This window comes from Pseudomonas sp. B3G-3, from assembly GCF_028640915.1.
In the GTDB taxonomy this organism is placed as follows: Bacteria; Pseudomonadota; Gammaproteobacteria; order Pseudomonadales; family Pseudomonadaceae; genus Aquipseudomonas; species Aquipseudomonas chlororaphis_I.
Window position 1 is genome coordinate 14,694 of record NZ_JAQZAB010000104.1, and the last position, 23,334, is coordinate 38,027.

25 protein-coding genes are annotated in these 23,334 nt (G+C 65.7%); 11 read left to right on the forward strand and 14 right to left on the reverse strand.

What is annotated here, in order from left to right; all coding sequences use genetic code 11:
* The first annotated feature begins 89 nt into the window (after positions 1–89).
* The 5 genes from PVZ80_RS14205 (at position 90) to PVZ80_RS14225 (ending at position 3,977) form a co-directional block, all read left to right on the forward strand.
* Positions 90–710: a TetR/AcrR family transcriptional regulator gene (locus tag PVZ80_RS14205; protein WP_273864092.1), complete on the forward strand. Its 621-nt coding sequence runs from the start codon at positions 90–92 to the stop codon at positions 708–710.
* A gap of 37 nt (positions 711–747) precedes the next feature.
* On the forward strand, positions 748–1,680 hold the full coding sequence (nudK, locus tag PVZ80_RS14210; RefSeq protein WP_273864093.1) for a GDP-mannose pyrophosphatase NudK: 933 nt from the start codon (positions 748–750) through the stop codon (positions 1,678–1,680).
* 194 nt (positions 1,681–1,874) lie between these two features.
* Positions 1,875–2,261 carry an EF-hand domain-containing protein gene (locus PVZ80_RS14215; protein WP_009048660.1) on the forward strand — a complete coding sequence of 129 codons (387 nt, stop codon included), beginning with the start codon at positions 1,875–1,877 and terminating at the stop codon, positions 2,259–2,261.
* Between the two features lie 65 nt (positions 2,262–2,326).
* On the forward strand, positions 2,327–3,223 hold the full coding sequence (locus PVZ80_RS14220) for an HvfB family MNIO-type RiPP peptide maturase (protein WP_273864094.1): 897 nt from the start codon (positions 2,327–2,329) through the stop codon (positions 3,221–3,223).
* A complete protein-coding gene (locus PVZ80_RS14225) occupies positions 3,216–3,977 on the forward strand; it encodes an HvfC family RiPP maturation protein (protein ID WP_273864095.1) in 762 nt (253 codons plus the stop codon). The genes PVZ80_RS14220 and PVZ80_RS14225 overlap by 8 nt, the downstream gene beginning before the upstream one ends.
* Positions 3,978–4,621: 644 nt before the next feature.
* On the opposite strand, the gene PVZ80_RS14230 is transcribed toward PVZ80_RS14225, so the two are convergent.
* From PVZ80_RS14230 to PVZ80_RS14245, 4 genes are all read right to left on the reverse strand, one after another.
* The gene (locus PVZ80_RS14230; protein ID WP_273864096.1) at positions 4,622–5,128 is read right to left on the reverse strand and encodes an HvfX family Cu-binding RiPP maturation protein; all 507 of its coding nucleotides are present in this window, start codon (positions 5,126–5,128) and stop codon (positions 4,622–4,624) included.
* Between the two features lie 100 nt (positions 5,129–5,228).
* On the reverse strand, positions 5,229–5,864 hold the full coding sequence (locus tag PVZ80_RS14235) for a hypothetical protein (RefSeq protein WP_028682296.1): 636 nt from the start codon (positions 5,862–5,864) through the stop codon (positions 5,229–5,231).
* Between the two features lie 116 nt (positions 5,865–5,980).
* Positions 5,981–7,300 carry an ATP-binding protein gene (locus tag PVZ80_RS14240; protein ID WP_041988951.1) on the reverse strand — a complete coding sequence of 440 codons (1,320 nt, stop codon included), beginning with the start codon at positions 7,298–7,300 and terminating at the stop codon, positions 5,981–5,983.
* Positions 7,297–8,037, reverse strand: a complete 741-nt coding sequence (locus PVZ80_RS14245) for a response regulator (protein ID WP_273864097.1) — start codon at positions 8,035–8,037, stop codon at positions 7,297–7,299. The genes PVZ80_RS14240 and PVZ80_RS14245 overlap by 4 nt, the downstream gene beginning before the upstream one ends.
* 293 nt (positions 8,038–8,330) lie before the next feature.
* Between PVZ80_RS14245 and PVZ80_RS14250 the strand changes: the two genes are divergently transcribed.
* The 3 genes from PVZ80_RS14250 (at position 8,331) to PVZ80_RS14260 (ending at position 10,182) form a co-directional block, all read left to right on the forward strand.
* On the forward strand, positions 8,331–8,594 hold the full coding sequence (locus tag PVZ80_RS14250) for a DUF2790 domain-containing protein (protein WP_053268889.1): 264 nt from the start codon (positions 8,331–8,333) through the stop codon (positions 8,592–8,594).
* A gap of 44 nt (positions 8,595–8,638) precedes the next feature.
* Entirely contained in the window at positions 8,639–8,890 is a 252-nt protein-coding gene (locus PVZ80_RS14255; RefSeq protein ID WP_016704618.1) for a hypothetical protein, read from the forward strand.
* A gap of 71 nt (positions 8,891–8,961) precedes the next feature.
* A complete protein-coding gene (locus tag PVZ80_RS14260) occupies positions 8,962–10,182 on the forward strand; it encodes a cytochrome c biogenesis protein DipZ (protein ID WP_029527175.1) in 1,221 nt (406 codons plus the stop codon).
* 150 nt (positions 10,183–10,332) lie between these two features.
* On the opposite strand, the gene PVZ80_RS14265 is transcribed toward PVZ80_RS14260, so the two are convergent.
* Entirely contained in the window at positions 10,333–10,650 is a 318-nt protein-coding gene (locus PVZ80_RS14265; protein WP_162096396.1) for an AzlD domain-containing protein, read from the reverse strand.
* A complete protein-coding gene (locus tag PVZ80_RS14270; protein WP_016704621.1) occupies positions 10,650–11,348 on the reverse strand; it encodes an AzlC family ABC transporter permease in 699 nt (232 codons plus the stop codon). The genes PVZ80_RS14265 and PVZ80_RS14270 overlap by 1 nt, the downstream gene beginning before the upstream one ends.
* A 438-nt stretch (positions 11,349–11,786) precedes the next feature.
* Here PVZ80_RS14270 and PVZ80_RS14275 point away from each other — a divergent pair, with 438 nt between their 5' ends.
* The 3 genes from PVZ80_RS14275 (at position 11,787) to PVZ80_RS14285 (ending at position 14,136) form a co-directional block, all read left to right on the forward strand.
* On the forward strand, positions 11,787–12,443 hold the full coding sequence (locus PVZ80_RS14275; protein WP_023968017.1) for a ribonuclease T2 family protein: 657 nt from the start codon (positions 11,787–11,789) through the stop codon (positions 12,441–12,443).
* Positions 12,444–12,528: 85 nt separating this feature from the next.
* On the forward strand, positions 12,529–13,443 hold the full coding sequence (locus tag PVZ80_RS14280; protein WP_009048673.1) for a pyridoxal-phosphate dependent enzyme: 915 nt from the start codon (positions 12,529–12,531) through the stop codon (positions 13,441–13,443).
* Between the two features lie 63 nt (positions 13,444–13,506).
* Positions 13,507–14,136, forward strand: coding sequence for a LysE family translocator (locus PVZ80_RS14285; RefSeq protein WP_009048674.1), 630 nt, complete (start codon positions 13,507–13,509; stop codon positions 14,134–14,136).
* A 257-nt stretch (positions 14,137–14,393) separates the two neighbouring features.
* On the opposite strand, the gene PVZ80_RS14290 is transcribed toward PVZ80_RS14285, so the two are convergent.
* The 8 genes from PVZ80_RS14290 to PVZ80_RS14325 form a co-directional block, all read right to left on the reverse strand.
* Positions 14,394–15,179, reverse strand: coding sequence for a hypothetical protein (locus PVZ80_RS14290; RefSeq protein ID WP_273864098.1), 786 nt, complete (start codon positions 15,177–15,179; stop codon positions 14,394–14,396).
* Between the two features lie 71 nt (positions 15,180–15,250).
* A complete protein-coding gene (locus PVZ80_RS14295; RefSeq protein WP_016704625.1) occupies positions 15,251–15,604 on the reverse strand; it encodes a DUF2493 domain-containing protein in 354 nt (117 codons plus the stop codon).
* Positions 15,592–17,301, reverse strand: coding sequence for a Na/Pi cotransporter family protein (locus PVZ80_RS14300; protein WP_124314999.1), 1,710 nt, complete (start codon positions 17,299–17,301; stop codon positions 15,592–15,594). Before PVZ80_RS14300 ends, PVZ80_RS14295 begins: the two co-directional genes overlap by 13 nt.
* Positions 17,302–17,322: 21 nt before the next feature.
* Entirely contained in the window at positions 17,323–17,538 is a 216-nt protein-coding gene (locus tag PVZ80_RS14305; protein WP_009048678.1) for a hypothetical protein, read from the reverse strand.
* Positions 17,539–17,705: 167 nt separating this feature from the next.
* A complete protein-coding gene (mgtA, locus tag PVZ80_RS14310; RefSeq protein ID WP_273864099.1) occupies positions 17,706–20,423 on the reverse strand; it encodes a magnesium-translocating P-type ATPase in 2,718 nt (905 codons plus the stop codon).
* Between the two features lie 289 nt (positions 20,424–20,712).
* Positions 20,713–20,997 carry a hypothetical protein gene (locus PVZ80_RS14315; protein ID WP_053268892.1) on the reverse strand — a complete coding sequence of 95 codons (285 nt, stop codon included), beginning with the start codon at positions 20,995–20,997 and terminating at the stop codon, positions 20,713–20,715.
* Positions 20,998–21,430: 433 nt separating this feature from the next.
* Positions 21,431–22,588, reverse strand: coding sequence for a glutathionylspermidine synthase family protein (locus tag PVZ80_RS14320; protein WP_009048681.1), 1,158 nt, complete (start codon positions 22,586–22,588; stop codon positions 21,431–21,433).
* Between the two features lie 11 nt (positions 22,589–22,599).
* On the reverse strand, positions 22,600–23,316 hold the full coding sequence (locus PVZ80_RS14325; RefSeq protein WP_009048682.1) for a DUF1190 domain-containing protein: 717 nt from the start codon (positions 23,314–23,316) through the stop codon (positions 22,600–22,602).
* Positions 23,317–23,334 lie beyond the last annotated feature (18 nt).

Consider the following 23,334-nt stretch of genomic DNA (forward strand, 5'->3'; position numbering starts at 1 on the left):
ATTCGGCTTCCGCGAAATATGTCAAGCTGGCGCCACCATTCACTGAGGCGTGCGCGCCTTGTTCCCTGGACCTTGGTTTTGTGATGGCAATGGACACGATCGATCTGCTTGAACGCTGCTACCCCGGCCGCAGGGCCGAACTCAAACGCGACATCCTGCGCCGAGCCCTGGCGTGCTTTAACGAACAGGGCATCGAAGCCACCACCATCGAAATGATCCGCGCGGCCTGCGATACCAGCGTCGGCGCGATCTATCACCACTTCGGCAACAAGGAAGGGCTGGTGGCCGCGCTGTTTTTCGCCGCGCTGGACGATCAGGCCGGCCTGCGCGAGCGCTACATGAGCGACGCCCAGACCCTGGAGCAGGGTGTGCAGGCGCTGGTGCACAGCTATGTGGATTGGGTCGACGCCCAGCCCGAATGGGCGCGGTTCCAGTTCCAGGCGCGGTATGCGGTCGCCAAGGGCCCGTTTGCCGAAGAGCTGGCCAGCCGCAACAAGGCGCGCAACCGCCAGTTGCGCGAGTGGCTGACGGCCCACACCCGGACCGATGAATTACCGCGGATACCCGCCGAACTGCTGCCGTCGCTGATCGTCGGGCAGGCGGAAAACTACTGCCGCGCCTGGTTGTCCGGCCGGGTCCAGAGCAGCCCGGGCACCTATCGCCAGGAACTGGCCGAGGCCGCCTGGCGCTCGATCGGCGCCCATCAGTGACGCGTTGAACGACATCCAATTGCCAAGGGGGAAGACCATGCAAGCCGCACCCGTGCGCATCACCGCCGAGGAGATGCTCTCCGACAACTGGTATTTGCTGAAGAAATACAGCTTCGACCTGCAACGCCGCGACGGCAGCTGGCAGGCGCAGACCCGCGAGGTCTACGACCGCGGCAATGGCGCGACCATCCTGCTGTACAACCGCGAGCGGCGCACGGTGCTGCTGATCCGCCAGTTCCGCATGCCGACCTACGTCAACGACCACAGCGGCTACCTGATCGAGACCGCCGCCGGCCTGCTGGACAATGCCAGTCCGGAAGCACGCATCCGCCTGGAAGCCGAGGAGGAAACCGGCTACCGCGTCGGCGCGGTGCAGAAGGTCTATGAAGCCTTCATGAGCCCCGGCTCGGTCACCGAGCGCCTGCACTTTTTCATCGGCGAGTATTCCCCCGACGACCGCATCGGCGATGGTGGCGGGCTGGAGGAAGAGGGCGAGGACATCGAGGTGCTGGAGCTGGGTTACCAGCAGGCGCTGGACATGGTGCGCAGCGGCGAGATCGTCGACGGCAAGACCATCATGCTCCTGCAGTACCTGGAGCTGCGCCTGATGCCGTCGCGCCGCCTGACGATCCTGGTGGCCGCGCCCCGGTATTCGGGGGCAGAAGATCCAGCGGCGCTGGCGCAGCAGGTCGCCAGCCTGGACGACTGTGCCGCACGGCTGTTCGAGGCCGGGCACAGCCCCGTATTCGGCCAGTGGCTGGGGTTGGCGGCGGAGGATTCGAGCGCTGCCGGCGAGCCAGGCGCCGGGTTCCAGGAACGTGCGCAACAGCAGTTGCAGCGTTGCGACGCGTTGTTGCGCATCGGCGGCGCCTGCGCCAGTGCCGATGCCCTGGTCGCGATGGGCGAGCGCCTGGGCCTGCCGGTCTACCGTTCGCTGCAGGACATCCCGCGTTGCACTTCGGCCCGTTAAGTTAGCGCTCAACTGGCCGACGGCCTTGTATCGAAGTGTGTATCGGCCCGGTGCTGATACACCTGCTTGTCCTGGCGCCGGTTGCGCACACAACCCGGATACACCCCGAGGATTAACTACGTCCACCCGCCAGCACCGAGCTTCTCGGTGTCGGTGGCGGGAACCGTTAATCAATCCATCGAAGGGGTATCAGCATGTTCAAACTCTCCAATGTTTCCAACGTCGCGCTCGGCCTGGCACTGGTCGGCGGCCTGGGCCTGTCCACCGCCGCTTCCGCGCTGAGCATGACCGAGCTGTCCCAGGGCTACACCCTGGCCGCGGCCGACGGGGTCAAGACCTCCACCGAAGGCAAGTGCGGCGAAGACAAGTTCGCCAAGACCGACACTAACCACGACGGCAAGGTCTCCCGCGAGGAGTTCATCGCCGCCGCCCCCGAGCGCGCCGCCGAGTTCGACAAGATCGACGCCAACCACGATGGCGCCATCAGCCTGAGCGAAGCCAAGCAGTACCTGGCGGCCAAGGCCGGTTCGGCCGAAGGCAAATGTGGCGAAGGCAAATGCGGTGCGGCGATCGAGTCCTGATCGACGGTGGCGGGGGGCACTCAGGTGCCCCCCGTTTTTTTCCGGGGCAACCAGGAGACGGACCCATGCCTCCCTCAATACCACCCTGCAACATCCCATCATCCGCCCAAGCCCCACGGCTGCCCGTTTCGGCAGCCGCGGGGCTTGGCTTGCGTCGTGCCTTGCTCGACGCATTGAATACGGCGCCTGCGGGCGCTTTTGACTTTCTGGAGCTGGCGCCGGAAAACTGGATCGGCATCGGCGGTGCCCATGGCGCCGCGTTGCGCGCCCTGGCCGAGCGTTACCCGTTGAGCTGCCACGGGCTGTCGTTGTCCCTCGGTGGCCCGGCGCCGCTGGACCTGGGGTTCCTGCGGGAAGTCCGGCAGTTCCTCGAGCGCTTCAAGGTGCCGCTGTACAGCGAACACCTGAGCTACTGCGGCGACGACGGGCACCTCTACGACCTGCTGCCGCTGCCGTTCACCGAAGAGGCGGTGCGCCATGTCGCGGCGCGCATTCGCCAGGCCCAGGATGTGCTGGGCCTGCGCCTGGCGGTGGAGAACGTCTCGTACTACGCCGCGCCACGCCAGGACATGGACGAGCTGGCCTTCACCAACGCGGTGCTGGCCGAAGCCGATTGCGACCTGTTGCTGGACGTCAACAACCTCTACGTCAACTCGGTGAACCACGGCTTCGAGCCCCAGGCCTTTCTCGCCGGCCTGCCGCCGGAGCGGGTGGTGGCGATGCATGTGGCCGGGCACTACGACCAGTCCGCCAGCCTGAAGATCGACACCCACGGCGCGCCGGTCAAACCGGTGGTCTGGGACTTGCTGGCGCGCGCCTACCAGCTGTTTGGCGTGCAACCGACCCTGCTGGAACGGGACTTCAACTTCCCGCCATTCGCCGAGCTGCTGGGCGAACTGGACAGCATCCGCCAGTTGCAGGCCGATGCCTGCCAGGCTCAGGGGAGGCTGGCCCATGGATAAGCCGCTGATTGTCCTCGACGCTCAGCAACAGGCCCTGACCGCCTACCTGCGCGATCCCGAGCACCGCGCGCCGCCCGCCGGGATGGATCGCGCGCGGGTGGAGATTTACCGCGAGCTGGTGTTCGACAACCTGCTGTCGTTGCTTGGCAATACCTTCCCGGTGTTGCGCTCGATACTCGGCGAGGCGGACTGGCGCCGGCTGCTGCGGGTGTTCCTGCGCGAGCACCGTTGCGCCACGCCGAAATTCGGCGAGATCGCCGGCGAGTTCGTGGCCTGGATGGCTTCCACGCCCGCCGCTTTGCAGGACGCCAGCTGGCCGGCCTTTATGCTGGAGCTGAGCCATTACGAGTGGATCGAAATGGCCCTGCAACAGGCCGAGGCCGAGCCGCTGCCAGCCAGCGACCCGGAGCGGCTGCTGACCCAGCCCTTGCGCCTGTCGCCCCTGGCCTGGCCGCTGGCCTACGCCTGGCCGGTGCAGCGCCTGGGGCCGGCCTGGCGTCCCAGGGAGCCCGGGGCTGCACCAACCTTGCTGCTGATCCGCCGCGATGCCGACTACCGGGTGCATTTCTCCGAGCTCAGCCCGCTGGCCTGGCGCCTGCTGGAGCGTATCGAGGCGTTCCCCCAACTCCAGGGTCGCGACCAGTTGCAAGACCTGGCCCTGGAAGCAGGCATCGACGACCTCGACACCTTTCTCGCCAATGGCCAGAGCCTGCTGCGACAGCTGCACAACCAAGGCGTTATCGGCCCTGTGTAGCCGCTGGCGCAGCCTGCGCCCGGCTGCGCAGCGGCCGCAAACCCAGGCAACGCGGTGTATCAGACCGAATGCGATAGCCGGTTTTACGACGGCTGCGCCGCCGAGCGCAGGCTGCGCCAGCGGCTACAGGGAGATGCGCCTGTTATCGAACTTCCACCCCGCAGAAACACCAAAGCTGCAGCTCACGCTGCGGCTTTTTTTGCCCCGGGGCCCGTGGCGCAGGCGCCCGATCAACTGACCAAAGCCTGCTGCGCCAGCGGCTACAGGGAGATGTGCCTGTTATCAAACTTTTCCCCGCAGAAACACCAAAGCTGCAGCTCACGCTGCGGCTTTTTTGTCCCCGGGGCATCAGCGCCTGTGGCGCAGGCCCCGATCAACTGGCCAGAACCTGCTGCGACAGCTGCACAACCAAGGCGTTATTGGCCCTGTGTAACCGCTGGCGCAGCCTGCGCCCGGCTGCGCAGCGGCCGCAAACCCAGGCAACGCGGGGTATCAGATCGAACGCGATCACCGGTTTTACGACGGCTGCGCCGCCGAGCGCAGGCTGCGCCAGCGGCTACAGGGAGATGCGCCTGTTATCGACTTTCCCCCGTAGAAACGCCAAAGCCGCAGCTCACGCTGCGGCTTTTTTTGTCCCCGGGGTATCAGCGCCTGTGGCGCAGGCGCCCGATTAGCGCATCCAGGCTGAGCTTGCCCGGGCCCTGGAACAGCAGCGGCAGCAGCGCCGCCAGGTAGATCACCGGCAGCTTGAAGTTGCCGTGGCCCTTGTTGCTGATGGCGTAACCCTGGGCCAGTTCGCTGAGGCTCGACCACTCGGCCGGCCAGTGCACGGCGGCGGTGGCGACCACCGTGACCACGATCAGCACCAGCGCGGCGAAGCGGGTGCCCAGGCCCAGCAGCAGCGCCAGGGCGCACAGCAGCTCGGCCCACATCGACAGCTGCCAGTTCAGGCTCGCCGGCAACTGGTCGAAGGGAAACGGGAAGGCGGACTGGATCTCCTGGAACCAGTTTTCACCCTGCCATTTTTCCAGGCCCGACTCGAAGAACTCCCAGGCCAGCAGCAGGCGCAGGCTGAGGAGCGCGACCCAGGGGGAGATGCGATTGAGCTGGCGTTGCAGCCCGTCGAGGGCGGATGAAAGCGTGAGGATCATGGGGTGGATCTCCTGTGCAAAGTGGGGGGCATTACAAAAGCGGCGCCGCCTGCGGCGTCGATCGCAGCCTGCGGCAGCGGCTACAGGGGCGCGGTGTTGTTCAGCGTGGGCTCAGGGCCTGGCGTTGCCGGCGTTTGTTGGCCTGGGCCAGCTTGCCCAGCAGGTTGATCGTCATGGCCGAGCAGGTGATGGCGAAGGGCAGCAGGTACCAGGCGCTCAGCGGAATGCGTTTGAAATTGGAGAAAGCGAATATCGCGGCGATCACCCACATGCCGGTGGTGTGCAGGCGTTTCCAGGCAACACGGCTGAGCAGCGCGGCCGGGCCTTTGAACGAGGTCAGGGTCAGCAGCAGGATAAACAGGTAACCCACGGACCCGGGCAGGTTGCCCAGGGTGCTGCGGCCGGGCCAGAACTCCGGGTTCAGTTGCCCGTAGCTGTAGATCAGCAGCGCGTGCACCAGGTGCGAGAAGGCGAACGCCAGGCCGATGAAGCGGCGTTCGCGTACCAGCGCCTGACTCAGCGGCGAGGGCAGCAGCACGGCGAATGCCGAAGCCGTGAAGGCCAGCAGAAACAGCACGAAGGACGAACGCGCGGTGGCGCGGATGGCGCTGCGGGTGGCCTCGACCAGGTCCGGCTCGAGCAGCAGGATCAGTGCGGTCATCAGCAGCACGGCGGCGGCCAGCAGGCTGAACAGCCGCCAGCCATGGAAACGCGAGGGGAGGGATTGAGTGGGCATGAGAGGCTCCTTGAGGTTGGGCGCCGCTGTCGCGGCGCGTCCCAGGAGTCTTGCAAGGCCGTGTATATCGGCTGTGTCGGCAAAGGGCGGTTATGTATGCCTGTGTAGCAAAGCGTTCAGAGACTGGCTTTGCTGCTGACCAGGATCAGCTCTGCGCACAGGCCGCCCCCTTCGCGATTGCTCAGGCGCAGCGAGCCGCCCAGGGCCACCGCCAGTTGCTGGGCGATGGCCAGGCCCAGGCCGGTGCCGCCGGTGTCGCGGTTGCGCGAGCTTTCCACCCGATAGAACGGCTTGAGCACTTCGGCCAGTTGCTCTTCGCTGATCCCCGGGCCACGGTCCAGGACCTTGACCGACAGGCGATCGCCGGCCTGTGCCTGGACCTCGATCCGCGCCGCGCCGGAGAACTTCAGCGCGTTGTCCACCAGGTTCACCAGGACCCGGCGCAGGGCGTGGGGGCGGGTGTCGATCAGCGCGCCGTTCTTGCCCGCCAGCTCGACGTCCTGGCCAGTGTCCTGGTAGTCGAACACCAGGCTGTCGAGAAACGCATCCAGGTCGATGCGGCAACTGGCCTCGGTGGCGCCATGGATGCTGCGGGCATAGGCCACGCCTTCGCGCACCAGGTGCTCCATTTCACTCAGGTCGTTCCACAGTTTGTCCTTCTCGGCGGACTCGTCCATGAACTCGGCGCGCAGTTTCATGCGGGTGATCGGCGTCTGCAGGTCGTGGGAGATCGCCGCCAAGAGTTGCATGCGCTCCTTGAGGTAGGCGCCGATCCGCGCCTGCAGGGCATTGAAGGCCTTGGCCGCGTGCACCACTTCGATCGGGCCCTTTTCGTCCAGGTGCACGCCGTGGGTGTTGGGGTCGAGGCTGTCCACCGCCTGGGCCAGCCGGGTCAGCGGGCGCACGGCGATGCGCACCGCCAGCCAGGCGCAGAGGATCAACACCAGCAACTGCCCCAGCAGCACCGCCGGTAACCAGGGCGACATCGGCGTCAGCGCCGGGCGCACGTCGATGGTCACCGGGCTGCCGTCGGCCAGGCGCAGGTGGGCCTGGTAGTGCTGGCGCGGCCCGGGAATGTTGTTGAATGCCAGGTCGTAGTCGCGGCCGAGGGCGTTCTTGATCGAGTACACCGAGACCGGTACATCCTCGCCGTCCAGGGGCTGGCCGGGTTCGCCGGCGCTGAGCAGGTAGCCATAGTTGCGCCGTTGCAGGCGTTGCAGCCAGGCGGGGCGCTCGGCGGCGGGCAGGCGGTCGAGGATGGCGATGGAGGTCGAGACGTCGCTCTCCAGGTTGCCGAGCATGGTCATCTTGGCGCTCTGGTAGCGCTCGTAGGACTGCGCGGCGAACGACAGGCCCTGGGCCAGCGCCAGGCCGATCAGGAAAATCAGCGACAGCCGCGAGGCGAGGGTGCGCGGCCAGTGCAGCGCCAGCTTCATGGCGCGGCCTCGAGGATCTCCACCGGCAGCGAGAACACATAGCCCTCGCTGCGCACGGTCTTGATGTAGGCCGGCTCGCGGGCGTCGTCCAGCAGGCGCTGGCGCAGGCGGCTGACCAGCAGGTCGATGGAACGGTCGAACAGGTCGGCGTCGCGGCCCTGGGTCAGGTTGAGCAACTGGTCGCGGTTGAGCACCCGTTGCGGGTGGTCGAGGAACACCCGCAGCAAGCGGTATTCGGCGCCGCTCAGGGCGACCATGGTGCCGTCCTGGTCCAGCAGGTGGCGCGCGGTGGTGTCCAGGCGCCAGCGGCCGAAACCCAGCAGGCGGCCGCTTTCGGTGACCACCAGGTTCGGCGGCAGCATGCGCGTGCGGCGCAGCACGGCATTGATTCGCGCCAGCAGCTCGCGGGCGGCGAACGGCTTGACCAGGTAATCGTCGGCGCCCATCTCCAGGCCGATGATGCGGTCGGTCTCGTCGTTGCGCGCGGTGAGCATCAGCACCGGCGTGGCCTTGTGCTTGCCGGCGCGCAGCTCGCGGCACAGCAGCAGGCCATCGTCGCCGGGCAGCATGATGTCGAGCACGATCAGGTCCACCGGGGTGGTTTCCAGGAAGCTGCGCATCTGCCGGCCGTCAGCCACTACCGTTGTGCGCAGGCCGTTCTTTTTCAGGTAGTTGCCTACCAGCTCTCTGATTTCGCGGTCGTCATCGACTATCAATACGTGATCGACATGATCCATGGGGCTGCCTCTGTATAGGGTCGTGCTGCCTAGTTTATAGGGCCCGGGCGGGCCTGCCTGCGGGCTTTTGTATTGCAGTGTATCTGGCGCCTGGTTGAACACACGGCGATGCAAAACAAGGTTTTTCCGGCGCTTTTGTATCGCTCTGTATCCCCCGGCGGCGTGGATACGCAGGGAGACCGCAAGGGTGGTTCGCCGACACAAGCGCGATACCTCCCGCGCATTCAATGGGCTCCATCGAGGCACAGCTACTGCCTCGCCACCCAAACCCATTGTCGCCCGAGGAACACATCATGAAACGCACCGCCCTCTGCGCCGCCTGCCTGTTCGCCGCCCTGAACATCTGCACCCTGTCGGCCCGCGCCGAAAGCACTGTGCAGGCCCAGACCTACAGCTACGGCACCCAGCTGGATATCCAGAAAGTCCTGTCGATGACCGAAGACGCCGAGCCGAGCTGCGGCGTGGTCAATGCGCGCATGACCTACCTCGATTCCCAGGGGCGCACCCAGGCCCTGGATTACCGCAAGTTCGCCAACAACTGTAACGACGGCAACTGAACACACTCCCTGTCCTATCACCTGTTCGCCATGAGGATTCGCCCATGAACGCCCTGAAAAGCTCCCTGCTTGCCCTGACCTTGACCCTGGCCGGCGTGGCCGTGGATGCCAGCGCCGCCGACTCATCCTGTGCGACCTGCTTCCAGCTCAGCCCGCTCTCAAGTGCCAGCCCCTTGAAGGCTGCCACCTTGAAAGCGAGCACCTTGAAAGCCAGCACCTTGCAGACGCACAGCTGGCTGGCCGAAGGCGGCTACGAGCGCACCCCACAAGGGATGCGCGCCGACCACCAGGCCTGAACCGGGCCTGCCACCCCTGAATACGCCCGCCGCCGATGGCGGGCGGACATTGACCGATCACAGGTGATGACATGTTGCTCATAGCGTTTCTCGGCGGGGTCCTGACCATCCTCAGCCCCTGCATTCTTCCGGTGGTGCCGTTCCTGTTCGCCCGGGCCGACCGCTCGCGTGGCTCGGTGTTGCTGACCCTCGGTGGCATGGCGCTGACCTTTGCCCTGGTGTCGAGCCTGGCGGTGGTCAGCAGCGACTGGATCGTCCGTGCCAACGGCATCGGGCGCCAGCTGGCGCTGGTCGTGCTGGGGCTGTTCGCCTTGTCGCTGATCTTTGCCCGCTTCGGCAACTGGCTGGCGCGGCCCTGGGTCAGCCTGGGCAATCGCCTGGATGGCCTGCGCCTCGACCGGGCGCGCAAGTTCTCCGGGCCCTTGGCGGCGCTGTTGCTCGGGGTGGCCACCGGCTTGCTCTGGGCGCCCTGTGCCGGGCCGATTCTCGGGGTGATCCTGACCGGCGCCATGCTGCAGGGGGCCAGCGCCCAGACCAGCCTGTTGCTGCTGGCCTACGGCCTGGGCAGTGCCTTGTCCCTGGGGCTGCTGATCTTCGCTGGAAGAGGGCTGGTCAACCGGCTCAAGCCATCCCTGCCGGCCACCGCCTGGTTGCGCCGCGCCGCCGGTTACCTGGTGTTGCTGGCGGTCGTGGCGATCGGCAGCGGGGTGGACGACCGTCTGTTGGCCAGCACTTCATCGCAAGGCGGCGCGGCCCTCGAGCAAGGCCTGCTGAAGAGCGTGCCCAAGGCCCTGGACTACCTGATCGACAAGGCTGGCGCGGCGCCCGTCGAGACGCTGCCGAGCAAGGGCCCGATGCCTTCGTTGAGTGGCGCGGTGCAATGGCTGAACTCACCGCCGCTGGACGCCGAGGCCCTGCGCGGCAAGGTGGTGCTGGTGGACTTCTGGACCTACGACTGCATCAACTGCCAGCACAGCCTGCCCTATGTGAATGCCTGGGCGAAAAAGTACGCCAAGGACGGGCTGGTGGTGATCGGTGTGCACACCCCGGAGTACGCCTTCGAAAAGGTCATCGACAACGTCAAGGCCCAGGTGCGCAAGCTGGATATCGGTTACCCGGTGGCCATCGACAATGACTACGCGATCTGGCGCGCCTTCGACAACCAGTACTGGCCGGCCCACTACTTTATCGACGCCCGCGGGCAGGTGCGCTACAGCCACTTTGGCGAAGGGAGTTATGACGCGCAGGAGCAGGTGATCCAGCAGTTGTTGCGGGAGGCCAAGGCGTCGTAATGGGGGCGTCAGCGGTCGGTGGTTCGCGAGGCGGTGTGTTCAGTTGCACCGCGTCGCCCCCATCGCCGGCAAGCCTGGCTCCTACAGAAGCAGCCGGTCGACGTTCGATTGCGCGCGATGCGGTGTGTCAGGCACGCCGCGTTCTCCAGATCACCCCTGTAACCACCACCGCAGCAGGAAAAAGAACGCCATGCTCAGCAGCATGCTGAGCAGGGTGTTGCGGGTGTAGATCACCAGGACGATGGCCACCAGCGAGCTGATCAGGTACGGGTTGTCGTAGGCCAGGTTCAGCTGGTGTTCGGGCATGAACACGATCGGCCCGCAGATCGCCGTGAGCATGCCCGGTACGGCAAACCCGAGGAACTGCCGGGCGTTGCTGCTCAGGCGCACCGGCAGGCGCGGTTCGAGAAACACATAGCGGTTGAGAAACACCAGCAAGCCCATGCCGAAAATCACTGCCCAGACCATCATGTGCGCTCCCGGTAGAACTTGTTGCAGAGAAAACCCGCGGTCATGCCCAGCAGGCCCGACAGCACCAGGGCCGAGCCCCATTGCCAGTAGCTCAGCAGCACCGAACAGAACAGCGATACGGCCACGCAGACCACGGTCGGCACATTGCGCACCAGCGGCGTGATCAGGGCGATAAAGGTCGCGGCGATGGAGAAGTCCAGGCCCAGGTGTTCGAGCCCGGGAATGGCGCGCCCGAGGACAATGCCGGCGAGGGTGAACAGGTTCCAGGCGATATAGAAGGTCAGGCCCACGCCGAGGGCGTACCAGCGGTCGAACTGTTGCTTGTCGTGCTGGCTGGTCAGGGCGAACAGCTCGTCGGTGAGCAGGAAGCCCAGGCCGACCCGCCAGCGCCCCGGCAGCGGCGAAATCACCGAGCGCAGGCTCATGCCGTATAGCAGGTGCTGGGAGGTCAGCAGCAGGGTGGTGAGCAGGATCGAGAAGATCCCCGCGCCGCCCTTGAGCATGCCGATCGCCACCAGTTGCGCGGCGCCGGCGAAGACGATGCTCGACAGGCCCTGGCCTTGCAGGGGCGTGAGATTGGCCTCGATGGCCATGGAACCCGCCAGCAGGCCCCAGGGCGCGGTGGCCAGGGACAGCGGCATGATGGCAACGGCGCCGCGCAGGAATGCGGCGCGGGGAAGATGAACGCTGGACATGACAGCCTGCAATCAAGGAACGGACACCGACTGTGCCAGCCCGCAGCGGGAATGGCTTGAACGATCTTGCGCAATTGCCGCCAGCGACCATTTTTTATTGCCAGGCCCAGGTTTGCCTCTGTAGGAGCGAAGCTTGCTCGCGAGGCGTCGCGTCAGGCACACCGCATCATCCCAATCGCCGGCAAGCCTGGCTCCTACAGAAGCGAGTGTTTGCTACAAATCCCGCATTCGCCTGGTCATTCCGTAGACGCTGCCCGCCGGCCATGGCGCCAACCCGATCTGTCTGCTAAAACGCTTCGCTAGCATCGGCCAGCTTCCCCGCGGGAGGCGGCCTGTCATCTTCCTGCAACAGCCCCGTGCCAAGAAAGGTGTCTGGCCGATACCGGCCAGGTCGCTACGGGGCCGTTCACCTACCGCCCCATCCCAAGGAGAGGGTCTATGAGAAAACTTTTTGCAACCGCGGCGCTGGCCGCGCTGATGATCTGCACCGTCGGTGTCAGCCAGGCACGGGAGGCGCGGCAGCAGCGCGACTCGGTCGCCGGGGTGTTCGACTACTACCTGCTGTCGCTGTCCTGGTCGCCGACCTTTTGCCTGACCCATCCGGAAAACGAGCAGTGCTCGGGCAAGGGCTACGGTTTTGTCCTGCATGGCCTGTGGCCGCAATACGCCAAGGGTGGCTGGCCGGAATCCTGCCCGCCCTTGACCCAGTTGACCGCCGAAGAGCGGGCCAAGGGCCTGACCCTGTTCCCGACGGCCAAGCTGATGGAGCATGAATGGAGTAAGCACGGCACCTGCAGCGGGCTGGGCGCCATGGGTTACCTGGAGAGCTCCGACCAGGCCCTGGGCAAGGTGAAGATTCCTGAGGTGCTGGAACCTTCGACCACCGTGCATTACTTCGAGGCCCGGGAGATCGAGCAGCTGTTTCGCCAGGCCAACCCGGGCATTCCCGACAAGGGCGTAGCGGTGTTGTGCAGCGGCCCGGAACTCTCCGAAGTGCGGGTCTGCCTGGACAAGAACCTGGGCTTCGGCGCCTGTGGCAAGGGCGTGCGCACCCAGTGCCGCAAAGGCGATATCCGCGTACCGCCGATTCGCTGACCGGCGAGCGGCCAGGGGGAGGCGGCATAGGCAGGCCTGAGCAGCTAGGGTTGCAAGACGCCCGTCTTCCTCCAAGGAGCCCATGATGCTGCATATCCGCACCCCCCTGATCCTGCATCCCGGGTTGTCCACGGCCACCCGGCGCATCTGGCTCAAGCTGGAAAACCTGCAACCCAGTGGCTCGTTCAAGATGCGCGGCCTGGGCCTGCTCTGCTCCCAGGCGGCCCAGCAGGGCAAGCGCCGCGTGGTCTGTCCCTCCGGCGGCAATGCCGGGCTGGCCACCGCGGTGGCGGCGGCCAGCCTCGGCCTGCAAGCCTGTATCGTGGTGCCGCAGACCACCCCGCAAACCACCCGCGAACGTATCGCCCGGGCCGGCGCCGAGGTGCTGGTGCACGGCCAGGTCTGGGACCAGGCCAACGAGCGCGCGCTGCAACTGAGCAGCGACGCCGACAGCGAATACGTGCCGGCCTTCGACCACCCGGTGCTGTGGCAAGGGCACAGCAGCATGGTCGATGAAATCCTCGAAGACTGTCCGCAGGTCGACACCATCGTCGCGTCGGTGGGCGGCGGTGGCTTGCTGGCCGGCATCCTCACCGGCCTGTTGCGCCATCAGCGCCAGGACTGCCGGATCATCGCCTGCGAAACCACCGGCAGCGCTTCCTTTGCCGCGGGGCTGGCAGCCGGGCACCCGGTCAAATTGGCCAAGATCGACACCGTCGCCAGTTCCCTCGGCGCGGCCCAGGTGGCGGCCTGGCCGTTGCAGCAGATCCAGGGTTTTGCCTATCAGTCGCTGGTGTTGTCGGATGCCGAGGCGATCCTCGGCGTGGTGCGTTATGCCGACGATCTGCGCCAGTTGGTGGAGCCGGCCTGCGGCGTCTCGCTGGCGGTGGCCTACCTCGATCACCCGGCCATCGCCGCAGCGCGGGACGTGGTGATCGTGGTGTGCGGCGGCGTCAGCATCAGCGCCCGCCAGGTGGCGGACTGGGGCGCATCGCTGTAGGGCTGAAAGCCTCTGGTGTATGCTAGCCGACCTGTTGTACCTGTGGTTTTACGGAGGGTTCGAATGGACGCCACCACATTGTTTCTGTACGTCGTCACCGTCAGCGCGGTGATGATGACCCCCGGGCCGTCGATGTTGCTGGCTCTCAATAACGGTGCCACCCATGGCATGCGCATCGCCGGTTGCGGCATGGCTGGCGCGATGCTGTCCGACCTGCTGCTGATCGGTGCGGTGGGCTGCGGCCTGGGGGCGTTGCTACAAGCTTCCGAGCAGCTGTTTTCCATCGTCAAGTGGGGCGGCGCGGCGTACCTGCTGTACCTGGCCTGGGTGCTGTGGAAGGCGCCGACCCAGGCTCTGGCCGCGCAGACGGGCGGCAGTGCCAGCAGCGGGCGCGGCGCGTTTGTGCGGTCGTTGCTGGTGGGGTTGTCGAACCCCAAGGGGCTGCTGTTTTTCTCCGCCTTCCTGCCGCAGTTCGTACGCCCCGATGAGCCGGTGGCGCAGCAGTACCTGATCCTGGCGCTGGTCAGCACGGCGATCAATTGCGTGATGATGGCGACCTATGCCTTTGGCGGGCGCTATGCCATGCGCACCTTCTCCGCGCGGGCGATGCTGTGGATCAACCGCAGCTGCGCCGGCATGCTCGCGGTCCTGGCGGTGGGCCTGAGCCTGTATCGGCGCAGCGATATACGCTGAGGCTGCATTGACCCGATAGACCGGCGTCCTGCTTCTGTAGGAGCAGCCGGTCGACGCTCGATTGCTGGCGATAGATACGCTGCGGTACATCTGACACACCGCCTCGCGAGCAAGCTTCGCTCCTACAGAAGATGTCTTCGGGCAGTTTGCGTGCGAAGTGTTGTGTCAGGCACACCGCGTTGCTGCAATCGCCGGCAAGCCTGGCTCCTACAGAAGAGGTCTTCGCGCAGCTTGTGCGGCACACCGCCAGAAACCTCTTAGAACCTCAAGGTCGCGCCGCTGGTCAGCCAGCGGTCGCGGCCTTCGTTCAACTGGCCGCCCAGCACCAGGTCGAGGTCCAGGTTTGCTCCCAGATGCAGGCGTGGCCCGGCTTGCCAGGCCTGTTCGCCGCCGCGCTGGCCGTATCGTTCGGCGACCAGGGTCAGGCGTTCGCCCAGGTCGTATTCGAAGCCGCTGCCCCAGGTCCAGCGATGGTTCTGCTGGCCGTCGTCATAGGCGTGGGCCCAGCCGGCGTTGAAGTTCAGGCGCAGGCTTTGCAGGGGCTGGTAGGTCAGGGGCAGGTTGATGTCGCCACCGTCGAACGCATGGCCGCGGTCGAGGGCGAAATGCGCGGACGTCGCCAGCGCCAGTTGCAGGCCCAGGTCTTCGCGGTTCCACAGTTGCGCCTTGAGCTGCGGGCTCAGCTGGGTTTCGCCGTGGCCGTCCTCGCGACTGCGCTCGAGGGCGGCGCCCACCTGCAACCAGGGCAGGCCGGCGAAGGTGCAGGCCGGGGAGAACACCGCGCCATGGTTGGAGCCCTGGTGACGCAGGCTCTGGTACCAGATATCCAGGTTGCATTCCCCCGGGGCGTTGATCGCGCCGTCGTCCACCCCATAGGCGCCGCCCGCGGCGTTGGCCTTGGCGACCAGGGTCAGCAGGCCGATCAGGCTCAGGGTGAGGGTGACGAACATCAGGTTGCGTCGCAGCATGCGCCGTTTCGCCGGGGGCAGGTCGCGGGTGAGGCTGGCGAAGCGGTTGTGGCGGGAAGGGTTGTACTTGGACATGACGGTTCTCGCTAAGGCATGGGAAGCGGCCGCGCTGCGCGGGCCGCTCCGTGGTCGAGTGGGGAACAGGGTCATTGCCAGTCGCTCACTGACAGGGTCTGGATGCCGGCGGCCCTGGCCAGGGCCACCAGCTCTTCGGTGTCGTCGCCGCCGGGCAGGGCGATGACCAGGTCGGGCCGGCTGTCGCGCAGCATGAAGGCGTTGCGCAGGCGTTCGGCGAGCTTGCCGTGCAGCTGCCAGTTGGCCGGGTAACGCACGATGTCGGCGCCGATTTCCCGGCCCCAGTCTTCTATCTCCGCGCCGAGGAACTGGCTGCCGCCGTGGATCAGCACCTGCACTTCATGCAGGCGCTGAAAGGCGTCGAGTACCCGCCGGCACAGCTGGACGTCGGCGTAATGGCGCCCCGCGCAGATCAGGACACGCATCGTGCGCGCTCCTGCGCCGTCGGCTGGATGCTCAACGGGTTGTCCAGCAGCACGTCGCCCAGCTCGGCGTTATCCAGGTCGCGCTCGCCGGCCCGCTCCAGCGCCGGATAGGCCAGGGCCGCGATGTGGTGGTGCACGCGCCGGTAGTCGCGCAGCACCCGCTGGAAAATGTCGCCGGATTCGGCCCAGGCCGTGCGGTCTTCGCGCAGGCTGCGAAAGTGCTCGCGGCTGGCGTCGGCTTCCAGCCGCCTGACCAGTTCCTTGCGGTTCACCAACTGGTGGGCGTTGGCCAGGTCTTCGCGCAGGAACACCGTGATCGCCAGGCTCAGGCTGTCCACCACGGCCTGGTGCAGAGGCTCGATGCAATCCAGCTCGAACACCGAGAACTGCTCGCCACGCCGCAGCCGGCGCGCCGCCAGCTGGGTCAGGCTGCTGGAGAGGATGTCGCCGGCGTGTTCCAGGTTGATCACGAACAGCAGGATCTCCTGGGCGCGGTCGGCGTCCTGGTCGCTGATGCCGTCCTGGCCGATGTCCGCCAGGTAGGCGCGGATCGCGGCGCTGAGCAGGTCCAGCGACTGGTCGATGCGCCGCACTTCATCGGCGCCGGCCGGGGTCGAGGCCTGGAACAGGCGCAGCACCCGATCGAGCATCAGCGACAGCATGTCGGCCAGGCGCAGGGCTTCGCGGGCGGCGTTGGACAGGCCGATATTGGCCACCGCCAGGCCGGCTTCGTCCAGGTAGTGCGGCATGCCGGGGTCGACGTCGCGCGGCGGCTCCGGCAGCAGGCGGTTGAGCAGGGTTGCCATGGGCCCGGTCAGGCCGATGAACAGCAGGGCCAGCACCAGGTTGAACAGGCTGTGCAGGTACACCACCTGCAAGCTGGCATCGAGGGCGGCGACCGGCGCGCTCTGGGCGATCCAGGGCAGGCACGGCAGCAGCGCGGCGGCACCGCACAGGCGTACCAGCAGATTGCCCAGGGGCAGGCGCCGGGCGACGCTGGAATCGGCGTTGAGCAGCGACGGCAGGGCGCCGCCGATATTGATCCCCAGCACCAGGGTCATGGCGGTCACCGAGGACAGCAGCCCGGTGGCGGCCAGGGACGCCACCAGCAGCACCACGGCGACGCTGGAATGGCACAGCCAGGTCAGCAACGCCGCCGTCAGCAGGGCGATCAGCAGGTCGCCGTCGAGGCCACGCATCAGCGCGGCGAACACCGGCGTGCCTTCCACTTCGCCCAGGGTGCTGCCGAGCATGCGCAGGGCCAGCAGCATCAGCCCCAGGCCGATCAGCGCGCAGCCGAGGCTTTCAAAGCGCGAGTCGTCGCGCAGGCGGAACACGATAAAACCCGCCAGCAGCACCAGCGGCGTGAGGATCGAGATATCGACGCTGAGCAGTTGCACCACCAGGGTCGAGCCGATATTGGCCCCGAGCATCACCGCCAGCGCGGGGGCCAGGCCCAGGGTGCCGGTGGCGGTAAAGGAGCTGGCCATCAGGCTCACCGCGGTGCTGCTTTGCAGGACCCCGGTGATGGCGATGCCGGACAGCAGGGCCATCCAGCGGTTGTTCAGGTGCTGCCCCAGCCACTGGCGCAACTGGGTGCCGAAGCCGCGCAGCAGCGCCGAGGAAATCATCTGGGTGCCCCACAGCAGCAGGGCGATGGAGCCGGCGAGGTTGATCAGCAGAGTAGTTCCCGACATGAGGACTCTCCCTTGTGTGTTTCATGGCTTGGCGGATCGCAGCAGGCGGATGCAGCGGCGATGAATGGCGCTGGCAAGGCCCAGCAGCAGGCGAATGGCAGCGCGGCTCAACAGGCTTCTGGCATACAGGCGGATGCCGACCAGGGTGATCAGGGCGGCGATGCCTTCCAGGGTGCTCACCAGCAGGGCGCGCAAGGTGCGCTCGCCGCGGGCCAGCAGCTCGGTGATAGGTTTCATGGTGGATGCTCCACTTGGCTGAGCCAGACAGGGGCGTGGCCGTATGGTCTGGCGCCGCGTTGCGGTTTTCGCGAGCAAGCTCGCTCCTACAAGGACAGTTGCAACCTGTAGGAGCAGCCGGTCGACGCTCGATTGCTCGCGATGGCCGCGCCGCTAACCGTCAGCCCTCAGAACCATTGCTTGAAGCGACGGATGTAGAGGGTCTTCATGGTCTGGGCGACGATGCAGTAGCACAGCAGGGTGCCGACCAGCCAAGGGAAGTATTCCCACGGCAGCGGTACCAGGCCGACCATTTCACCCAGCGGCGAGAACGGCACGTAGATACCCAGGGCCATCACCAGGCCGGTCATCAGCATCACCGGCAGCGCCGCGGTGCTCTGGATGAACGGGATCTTCTGGGTGCGCAGCATGTGCACCACCAGGGTCTGCGAGAGCAGGCCTTCGATGAACCAGCCGGACTGGAACAGGGCGGCCATTTCCACGCTGTTGGCGGCGAACACGAACCACATCAGGGCGTAGGTGGTGATGTCGAAGATCGACGAGGTCGGCCCGATCCACAGCATGAAGCGCCCGATGTTCTTGGCGTCCCACTTGCGCGGCTTGCGCAGGAACTCCTTGTCCATCTTGTCCCACGGCAGCGACAGCTGGGAGATGTCGTACATCAGGTTCTGCAGCAGCAGGTGGATCGCCAGCATCGGCAGGAACGGGATGAACGCACTGGCCACCAGCACCGAGAACACGTTGCCGAAGTTGGAGCTGGCGGTCATGTTCAGGTACTTCATGATGTTGCCGAAGGTCTCGCGGCCCTTGATCACGCCTTCTTCCAGGACCATCAGGCTCTTTTCCAGGAGGATGATGTCCGCCGATTCCTTGGCGATGTCGGTGCCGCTGTCCACCGAGATACCGACGTCGGCGTCGCGCAGCGCCGGCGCATCGTTGATGCCGTCGCCGAGGAAACCCACGGTATGCCCGTTGGCTTGCAGGGCCTTGAGCACCCGGGATTTCTGCAGCGGGGTGAGTTTGGCGAACACCGTGCGTTCTTCCACCAGGCGCGCGAGCACCGCATCGTCCATGTGCTCGATATCGCGCCCGAGCAGCGGCTGGCCGACTTCCAGGCCGACCTCGCGGCAGATCTTCGCGGTGACGATCGGGTTGTCGCCGGTCAGCACCTTCACCGTCACGCCGTTCTCGCGCAGCGCGGCGATGGCCGGGCCGGCGGTTTCCTTGGGCGGATCGAGGAAGGTCAGGAAGCCTTCGATGATCAGCTCGCGCTCGTCGCTGGCGCTGTACTGCTGGCGGGTCTGCCCCGGCGCCAGGTCGCGGGTGCCGACCAGCAGCACGCGGAAACCGTCGCGGTTGTACTCCTCGGCCAGCTCCAGCAGCGCCGCCCGGCGCCCGGCGTCGAGGGCCACCGTGACGCCGTCCTGGCGTACCCGGGTGGCGGTGTCGAGCATTTCCTCGACCGCGCCCTTGCACACCAGCAGGTGATGGCCGCTGGCGTCGGCGAGGATCACCGAGAGGCGCCGGCGGACGAAATCGAACGGCAGTTCATCGACCTTGCTCCAGGTGTCGGGCGCGCTGAACTTCGGGTTGTTTTCGGCGTAGCTCACCACCGCGCGGTCCATCAGGTTCTTCATGCCGCTCTGGTGGTAGCTGTTGAGCCAGGCCAGTTGCAGCACCTGGTCGCAGCGGCTGCCGCTGATATCGACGTGGTGCTCGAGGATGATCCGGTCCTGGGTCAGGGTGCCGGTCTTGTCGGTGCACAGCACGTCCATGGCGCCGAAGTTCTGGATCGCGTTGAGGCGCTTGACCACCACCTTGCGCTTGGCCATGGCCGCGGCGCCCTTGGCCAGGTTGGCGCTGACGATCATCGGCAGCATTTCCGGGGTCAGGCCGACGGCCACCGCCAGGGCGAACATGAAGGCTTCGGCCCAGTCACCCTTGGTGAAGCCGTTGATCAGCAGCACCACCGGCACCATCACCAGCATGAAGCGGATCAGCAGCCAACTGACGCTGTTCACCCCGCGGTCGAAGGCGGTCTGGGTCCGCGAGCCGACGATGGAGCGCGCCAGGGAACCGAAGTAGGTGCGCGACCCGGTGGCCACCACCACCGCGGTGGCGGTGCCGCTGACCACGTTGGTGCCCATGAAGCAGATGTTCGGCAGGTCGAGCAGGTCCTGCTGGTCGGCAGCAGCTGTGCGGTGGGCGGATTTCTCCTGCACCGCGCCCAGGGTGTCGTACTTCTCCACCGGCAGCGCCTCGCCGGTCAGCACCGCCTGGCTGATGAACAGGTCGCGGGATTCGATCAGGCGGATATCGGCGGGGATCATGTCGCCGGCCGACAGCTGCACGATGTCGCCGACCACCAGGTCGCGCATCGGCACTTCGCGCAGCGCGGCTTTCATGCCCATCTGCTCGCGCCGCAGCACGGTGGCGGTGGTCCGCACCATGGCCTTGAGCGCCTCGGCGGCCTTGGCCGAACGGTATTCCTGCCAGAAGCGCATCAGGCCGCTGACCAGGACCATGACCAGGACGATGATCACCCCGGTCAGGTCGGTTTCCTCGCCGGACTGCAGGGGCAGCCAGAAGTCGGTGAAGAAGCTGATGCCGGTCAGGGTCATCAGCACATAGATGAACGGGTTGTTGAAGGCTTGCAGCAATTGCACCAGGGCGTGGGGCGGCCGGTCGTGGGCCACCTCGTTGAAGCCGTCGCGCTGCAGGCGGCCTTCGGCGTCGAGTTCGGTCAGGCCGTTGGCGTTCGACTTGACGTTGTCCAGGGTCACGCCAAGGCTGTTCTGCGCTTCGCGGGCGGCGCGCATCGACAGCCGGGTGTCGTCGCGGGTGGGGTTTTGCGAGGAGGAGGTGCGGGTTTTTACCGTAGTCATTACGTGTGCTCCTGCCGCAGGCTTGCGGCACGACACACAGACCACTCACCTATTCAAAGACGAGCGAACGTATGTCGAGCCGCAAGTAAGCGATCGATTCAGGTAGTTGCGTTTTATTGGTTTTAACGTTCGCCGCCTATTCACTGAGCATGAATAGACGACGAACCTACTACTGGCTTCGTCCATAACAATGACCACCAACTTTTAGTTTTAAGCAGGCAATAGGAAGTTGCCGAATTCCTTATTAAGGAAAACGTTCCGGAAGGACTTGGAAGTGCCTTCGATTGAACTAGAAGTGCGAGTCCCGGGACAGGCTCAGCAGCAGGCCGGCCCGCATCAGGAGGCCGGCCAGGCTCCGACTCTGAGGGTCCTGGCTGTCGTCGAAACTCCAGCGTTGCTGGAGCCGGCAGGTGACCGGGCAGACGCGCCAGTTGGCCCGCGGCCGGGTTTGCGAGGAGGGGGTGGAATACAGGGTGGCGACCCGGGAAACGCCCGCGCGCTCAGCGCAGGGCTTGACCCGCATGGTCGATGCAAAGGCGCGTACGCCGGGCATTACAGTGGATTTGAAGTTCATAACAGTTGCCTCGCGACCGGACTGGCTCCGGTGAAGGCAAGTTACGAAGGAGCGTCAAGCTCTAGCGCAGCTCACCCGACCGAAAAGTCGAGCCCCGTCATTTTCTGGGTTAAGTGCCCAGCCTTGCGCAAGCGCATCGACCAGACAGCGTCTAGATACTGTGTCCATTGGCTTCTTTAGTGAGTTGAAAAAAGGCCGGTTTGGCCGGCCCGCGCAATTTACTCAGGCCAACCTGTCAAGTCAAGATTAAATTGCCACGAATCATATGTTCGTTCAGCTTTAAGTAAGGTCTGTATCGGGAGTCAGATAAATGAAGGGGCAAGTTATATAGGGCAGCCTTGAGTAACTGGCATTGAAACAATGCACACTATTGTTATTGTGCTGCAGCCATTGAATAACAGACCGAGGCGCATTGCGCGCCCCGGCGGATATATCAGTCGAGGATCAGGTGCGGCAGGAAGCGGCTGGAGTCCTTGGTGATCAGGCTGTCGTCTTCGCGCACGCCGATGCCGGCGGCCTGGTCGCCGATGACCCAGGAGCCGATCAGGGTGTAGCTGTCGCCAAAGCGCGGCAGCGGGGCGAAGGACTGCAGGATGTAGGGCGCGTCGGTGTAGGGGCCGTCTTCCTTGACCACCTCGTCCTGCGGGGTGCGCAACTCGATGTTGGCGCCTTCGCGGGAAAAGAACGGCTTGCGCACCCAGCCCTTGGGCACGTCGCGCTGCGGGTGCAGGTCCAGGTGCGTCTCCAGCAGGTTCGGGTGGCCCGGGTGGGCCTCCCAGAGCAGCGGCAGGATGCCCTTGTTGGAGAGGATGGATTTCCACGCCGGTTCGAAGAACTGCGTGTCGCTGGCGGCGATCGCCGCGCCGAAGGGTTCGTGGAAGATGAACTCCCAGGCGTGCAGCTTGAACAGGTGCGGAATCCAGCGGTCCTGCAGGTCGACGAAGCGGCCTTCGGCGGTGAGGCCGATGTCTTCCACGTCGATATGCCGCGACTCGATGCCGGCCTTTTCCGCGATCAGGCGCAGGTAGTCGGTGGTGGCGCGGTCTTCTACCGAATCCTTCATCGAGGCGAAGTAGAACGGGCGCTCTATCCCCAGTTGGGCGAAGGCCTGGTGCAGCCGGGTGTCGATGCTGTTGAACTGGTCGGCATGCCGCGGCAGCACGCCGCGTTCGATGTTCTGCTCCAGCCAGCCCCATTGGAACGCTGCGGTTTCATAGAGGCTGGTGGGGGTGTCGTAGTTGAGCTCCAGCAGCTTGGCCGGGCCCTGGCCGTTATAGGAAAAATCCAGGCGGCCATAGAGGTGCGGGTGACCCTCGAGCCATGAAGTGCGGATCATGTCGTAGAAGGCCGGCGGAATGCTCAGGCGATCCAGCAGGGCCTCGCTGCGCACCACCCGGTCCACCAGGTCCATGCACATCTCATGGATCTCGGTGGTCGGGTCTTCCAGGTCGTCCTCGATCTGCTTGAGGCTGAACTGGTAGTAGGCGCTTTCGTCCCAGTAGGCTTCGCCGTCGATGGTGTGGAACAGGAAGCCGAGTTTTTCCGCGGTCTGTCGCCAGTCCGGGCGTTCGTTGCAGGGGATCTTCTTCATGGCGCGCTTCCTTAGCTGCTCGAGCGTCCCGAACTCCAGCTCGAGGAGCTGGAGCCGCCCCAGCCGCTGCGGGCGCTGGCCTGGCTGCCGAAGCCGCCACGGGAGGTGGAGGAGGACACCGACATCGGCCGGGTGGTGGTCCTAAAGCCGCTGCCCGACTGCGCCTGGCGCGACTTGGAGAAGGTCGAGCCGCTGGCGATGCGCTGGTTGAGCGTCGAGTTGGCGTAGCTGCCGCGGTCGTCGCGATAGCGGTAGACCGGCTCGGAGTAATAGTTGCGGCTACCGCCGCTGAGCAGGTTGCCGATCAGCAGGCCGGTGAGCAGGCCGCTGTCGATACTGCTGAGCGACGAACCCTGTCCGGCTCCGGGGCTGACCCCGGCCGCCGCCAGCTGCTCGCGGGTGAAGGCGCCCTGGGCGTTGATTTCAAAGCCGCCCAGCTTCGGCACGAACTTGCCGTTGGAGTCTATCTGGCACCAGTTTTCCACGAAGTCGGCATCGCAATCGGCCTGGTTGTCGTAGACCGGCGCCTGGGCGCGGTGCTCCGCCATGGCCTTGATATAGGCATCGGAGCAGACGTCCACGGCGATCTTGCCGTCCACGCATTCCTGCACCGACTGGAAGTTGAATTTCTGCTGGACCGCGAGGGTCTCCGGCTCCGAGTTGCAGCCCGAGATCGCCAGCGCCACCGAGGCGGCCAGGGAGAGCTGAACGTATTGGCTTCGTTTCATCGAGGGCTCCGTGCGGTC

Excerpts from the sequence above, each read along its gene's own strand:
- PVZ80_RS14205 (WP_273864092.1), top strand. The coding sequence starts at position 90 with ATGGACACGATCGATCTGCTTGAACGCTGCTACCCCGGCCGCAGGGCC.
- nudK (WP_273864093.1), top strand. The coding sequence starts at position 748 with ATGCAAGCCGCACCCGTGCGCATCACCGCCGAGGAGATGCTCTCCGAC.
- PVZ80_RS14215 (WP_009048660.1), top strand. The coding sequence starts at position 1,875 with ATGTTCAAACTCTCCAATGTTTCCAACGTCGCGCTCGGCCTGGCACTG.
- PVZ80_RS14220 (WP_273864094.1), top strand. The coding sequence starts at position 2,327 with ATGCCTCCCTCAATACCACCCTGCAACATCCCATCATCCGCCCAAGCC.
- PVZ80_RS14225 (WP_273864095.1), top strand. The coding sequence starts at position 3,216 with ATGGATAAGCCGCTGATTGTCCTCGACGCTCAGCAACAGGCCCTGACC.
- PVZ80_RS14230 (WP_273864096.1), bottom strand. The coding sequence starts at position 5,128 with ATGATCCTCACGCTTTCATCCGCCCTCGACGGGCTGCAACGCCAGCTC.
- PVZ80_RS14235 (WP_028682296.1), bottom strand. The coding sequence starts at position 5,864 with ATGCCCACTCAATCCCTCCCCTCGCGTTTCCATGGCTGGCGGCTGTTC.
- PVZ80_RS14240 (WP_041988951.1), bottom strand. The coding sequence starts at position 7,300 with ATGAAGCTGGCGCTGCACTGGCCGCGCACCCTCGCCTCGCGGCTGTCG.
- PVZ80_RS14245 (WP_273864097.1), bottom strand. The coding sequence starts at position 8,037 with ATGGATCATGTCGATCACGTATTGATAGTCGATGACGACCGCGAAATC.
- PVZ80_RS14250 (WP_053268889.1), top strand. The coding sequence starts at position 8,331 with ATGAAACGCACCGCCCTCTGCGCCGCCTGCCTGTTCGCCGCCCTGAAC.
- PVZ80_RS14255 (WP_016704618.1), top strand. The coding sequence starts at position 8,639 with ATGAACGCCCTGAAAAGCTCCCTGCTTGCCCTGACCTTGACCCTGGCC.
- PVZ80_RS14260 (WP_029527175.1), top strand. The coding sequence starts at position 8,962 with ATGTTGCTCATAGCGTTTCTCGGCGGGGTCCTGACCATCCTCAGCCCC.
- PVZ80_RS14265 (WP_162096396.1), bottom strand. The coding sequence starts at position 10,650 with ATGGTCTGGGCAGTGATTTTCGGCATGGGCTTGCTGGTGTTTCTCAAC.
- PVZ80_RS14270 (WP_016704621.1), bottom strand. The coding sequence starts at position 11,348 with ATGTCCAGCGTTCATCTTCCCCGCGCCGCATTCCTGCGCGGCGCCGTT.
- PVZ80_RS14275 (WP_023968017.1), top strand. The coding sequence starts at position 11,787 with ATGAGAAAACTTTTTGCAACCGCGGCGCTGGCCGCGCTGATGATCTGC.
- PVZ80_RS14280 (WP_009048673.1), top strand. The coding sequence starts at position 12,529 with ATGCTGCATATCCGCACCCCCCTGATCCTGCATCCCGGGTTGTCCACG.
- PVZ80_RS14285 (WP_009048674.1), top strand. The coding sequence starts at position 13,507 with ATGGACGCCACCACATTGTTTCTGTACGTCGTCACCGTCAGCGCGGTG.
- PVZ80_RS14290 (WP_273864098.1), bottom strand. The coding sequence starts at position 15,179 with ATGTCCAAGTACAACCCTTCCCGCCACAACCGCTTCGCCAGCCTCACC.
- PVZ80_RS14295 (WP_016704625.1), bottom strand. The coding sequence starts at position 15,604 with ATGCGTGTCCTGATCTGCGCGGGGCGCCATTACGCCGACGTCCAGCTG.
- PVZ80_RS14300 (WP_124314999.1), bottom strand. The coding sequence starts at position 17,301 with ATGTCGGGAACTACTCTGCTGATCAACCTCGCCGGCTCCATCGCCCTG.
- PVZ80_RS14305 (WP_009048678.1), bottom strand. The coding sequence starts at position 17,538 with ATGAAACCTATCACCGAGCTGCTGGCCCGCGGCGAGCGCACCTTGCGC.
- mgtA (WP_273864099.1), bottom strand. The coding sequence starts at position 20,423 with ATGACTACGGTAAAAACCCGCACCTCCTCCTCGCAAAACCCCACCCGC.
- PVZ80_RS14315 (WP_053268892.1), bottom strand. The coding sequence starts at position 20,997 with ATGAACTTCAAATCCACTGTAATGCCCGGCGTACGCGCCTTTGCATCG.
- PVZ80_RS14320 (WP_009048681.1), bottom strand. The coding sequence starts at position 22,588 with ATGAAGAAGATCCCCTGCAACGAACGCCCGGACTGGCGACAGACCGCG.
- PVZ80_RS14325 (WP_009048682.1), bottom strand. The coding sequence starts at position 23,316 with ATGAAACGAAGCCAATACGTTCAGCTCTCCCTGGCCGCCTCGGTGGCG.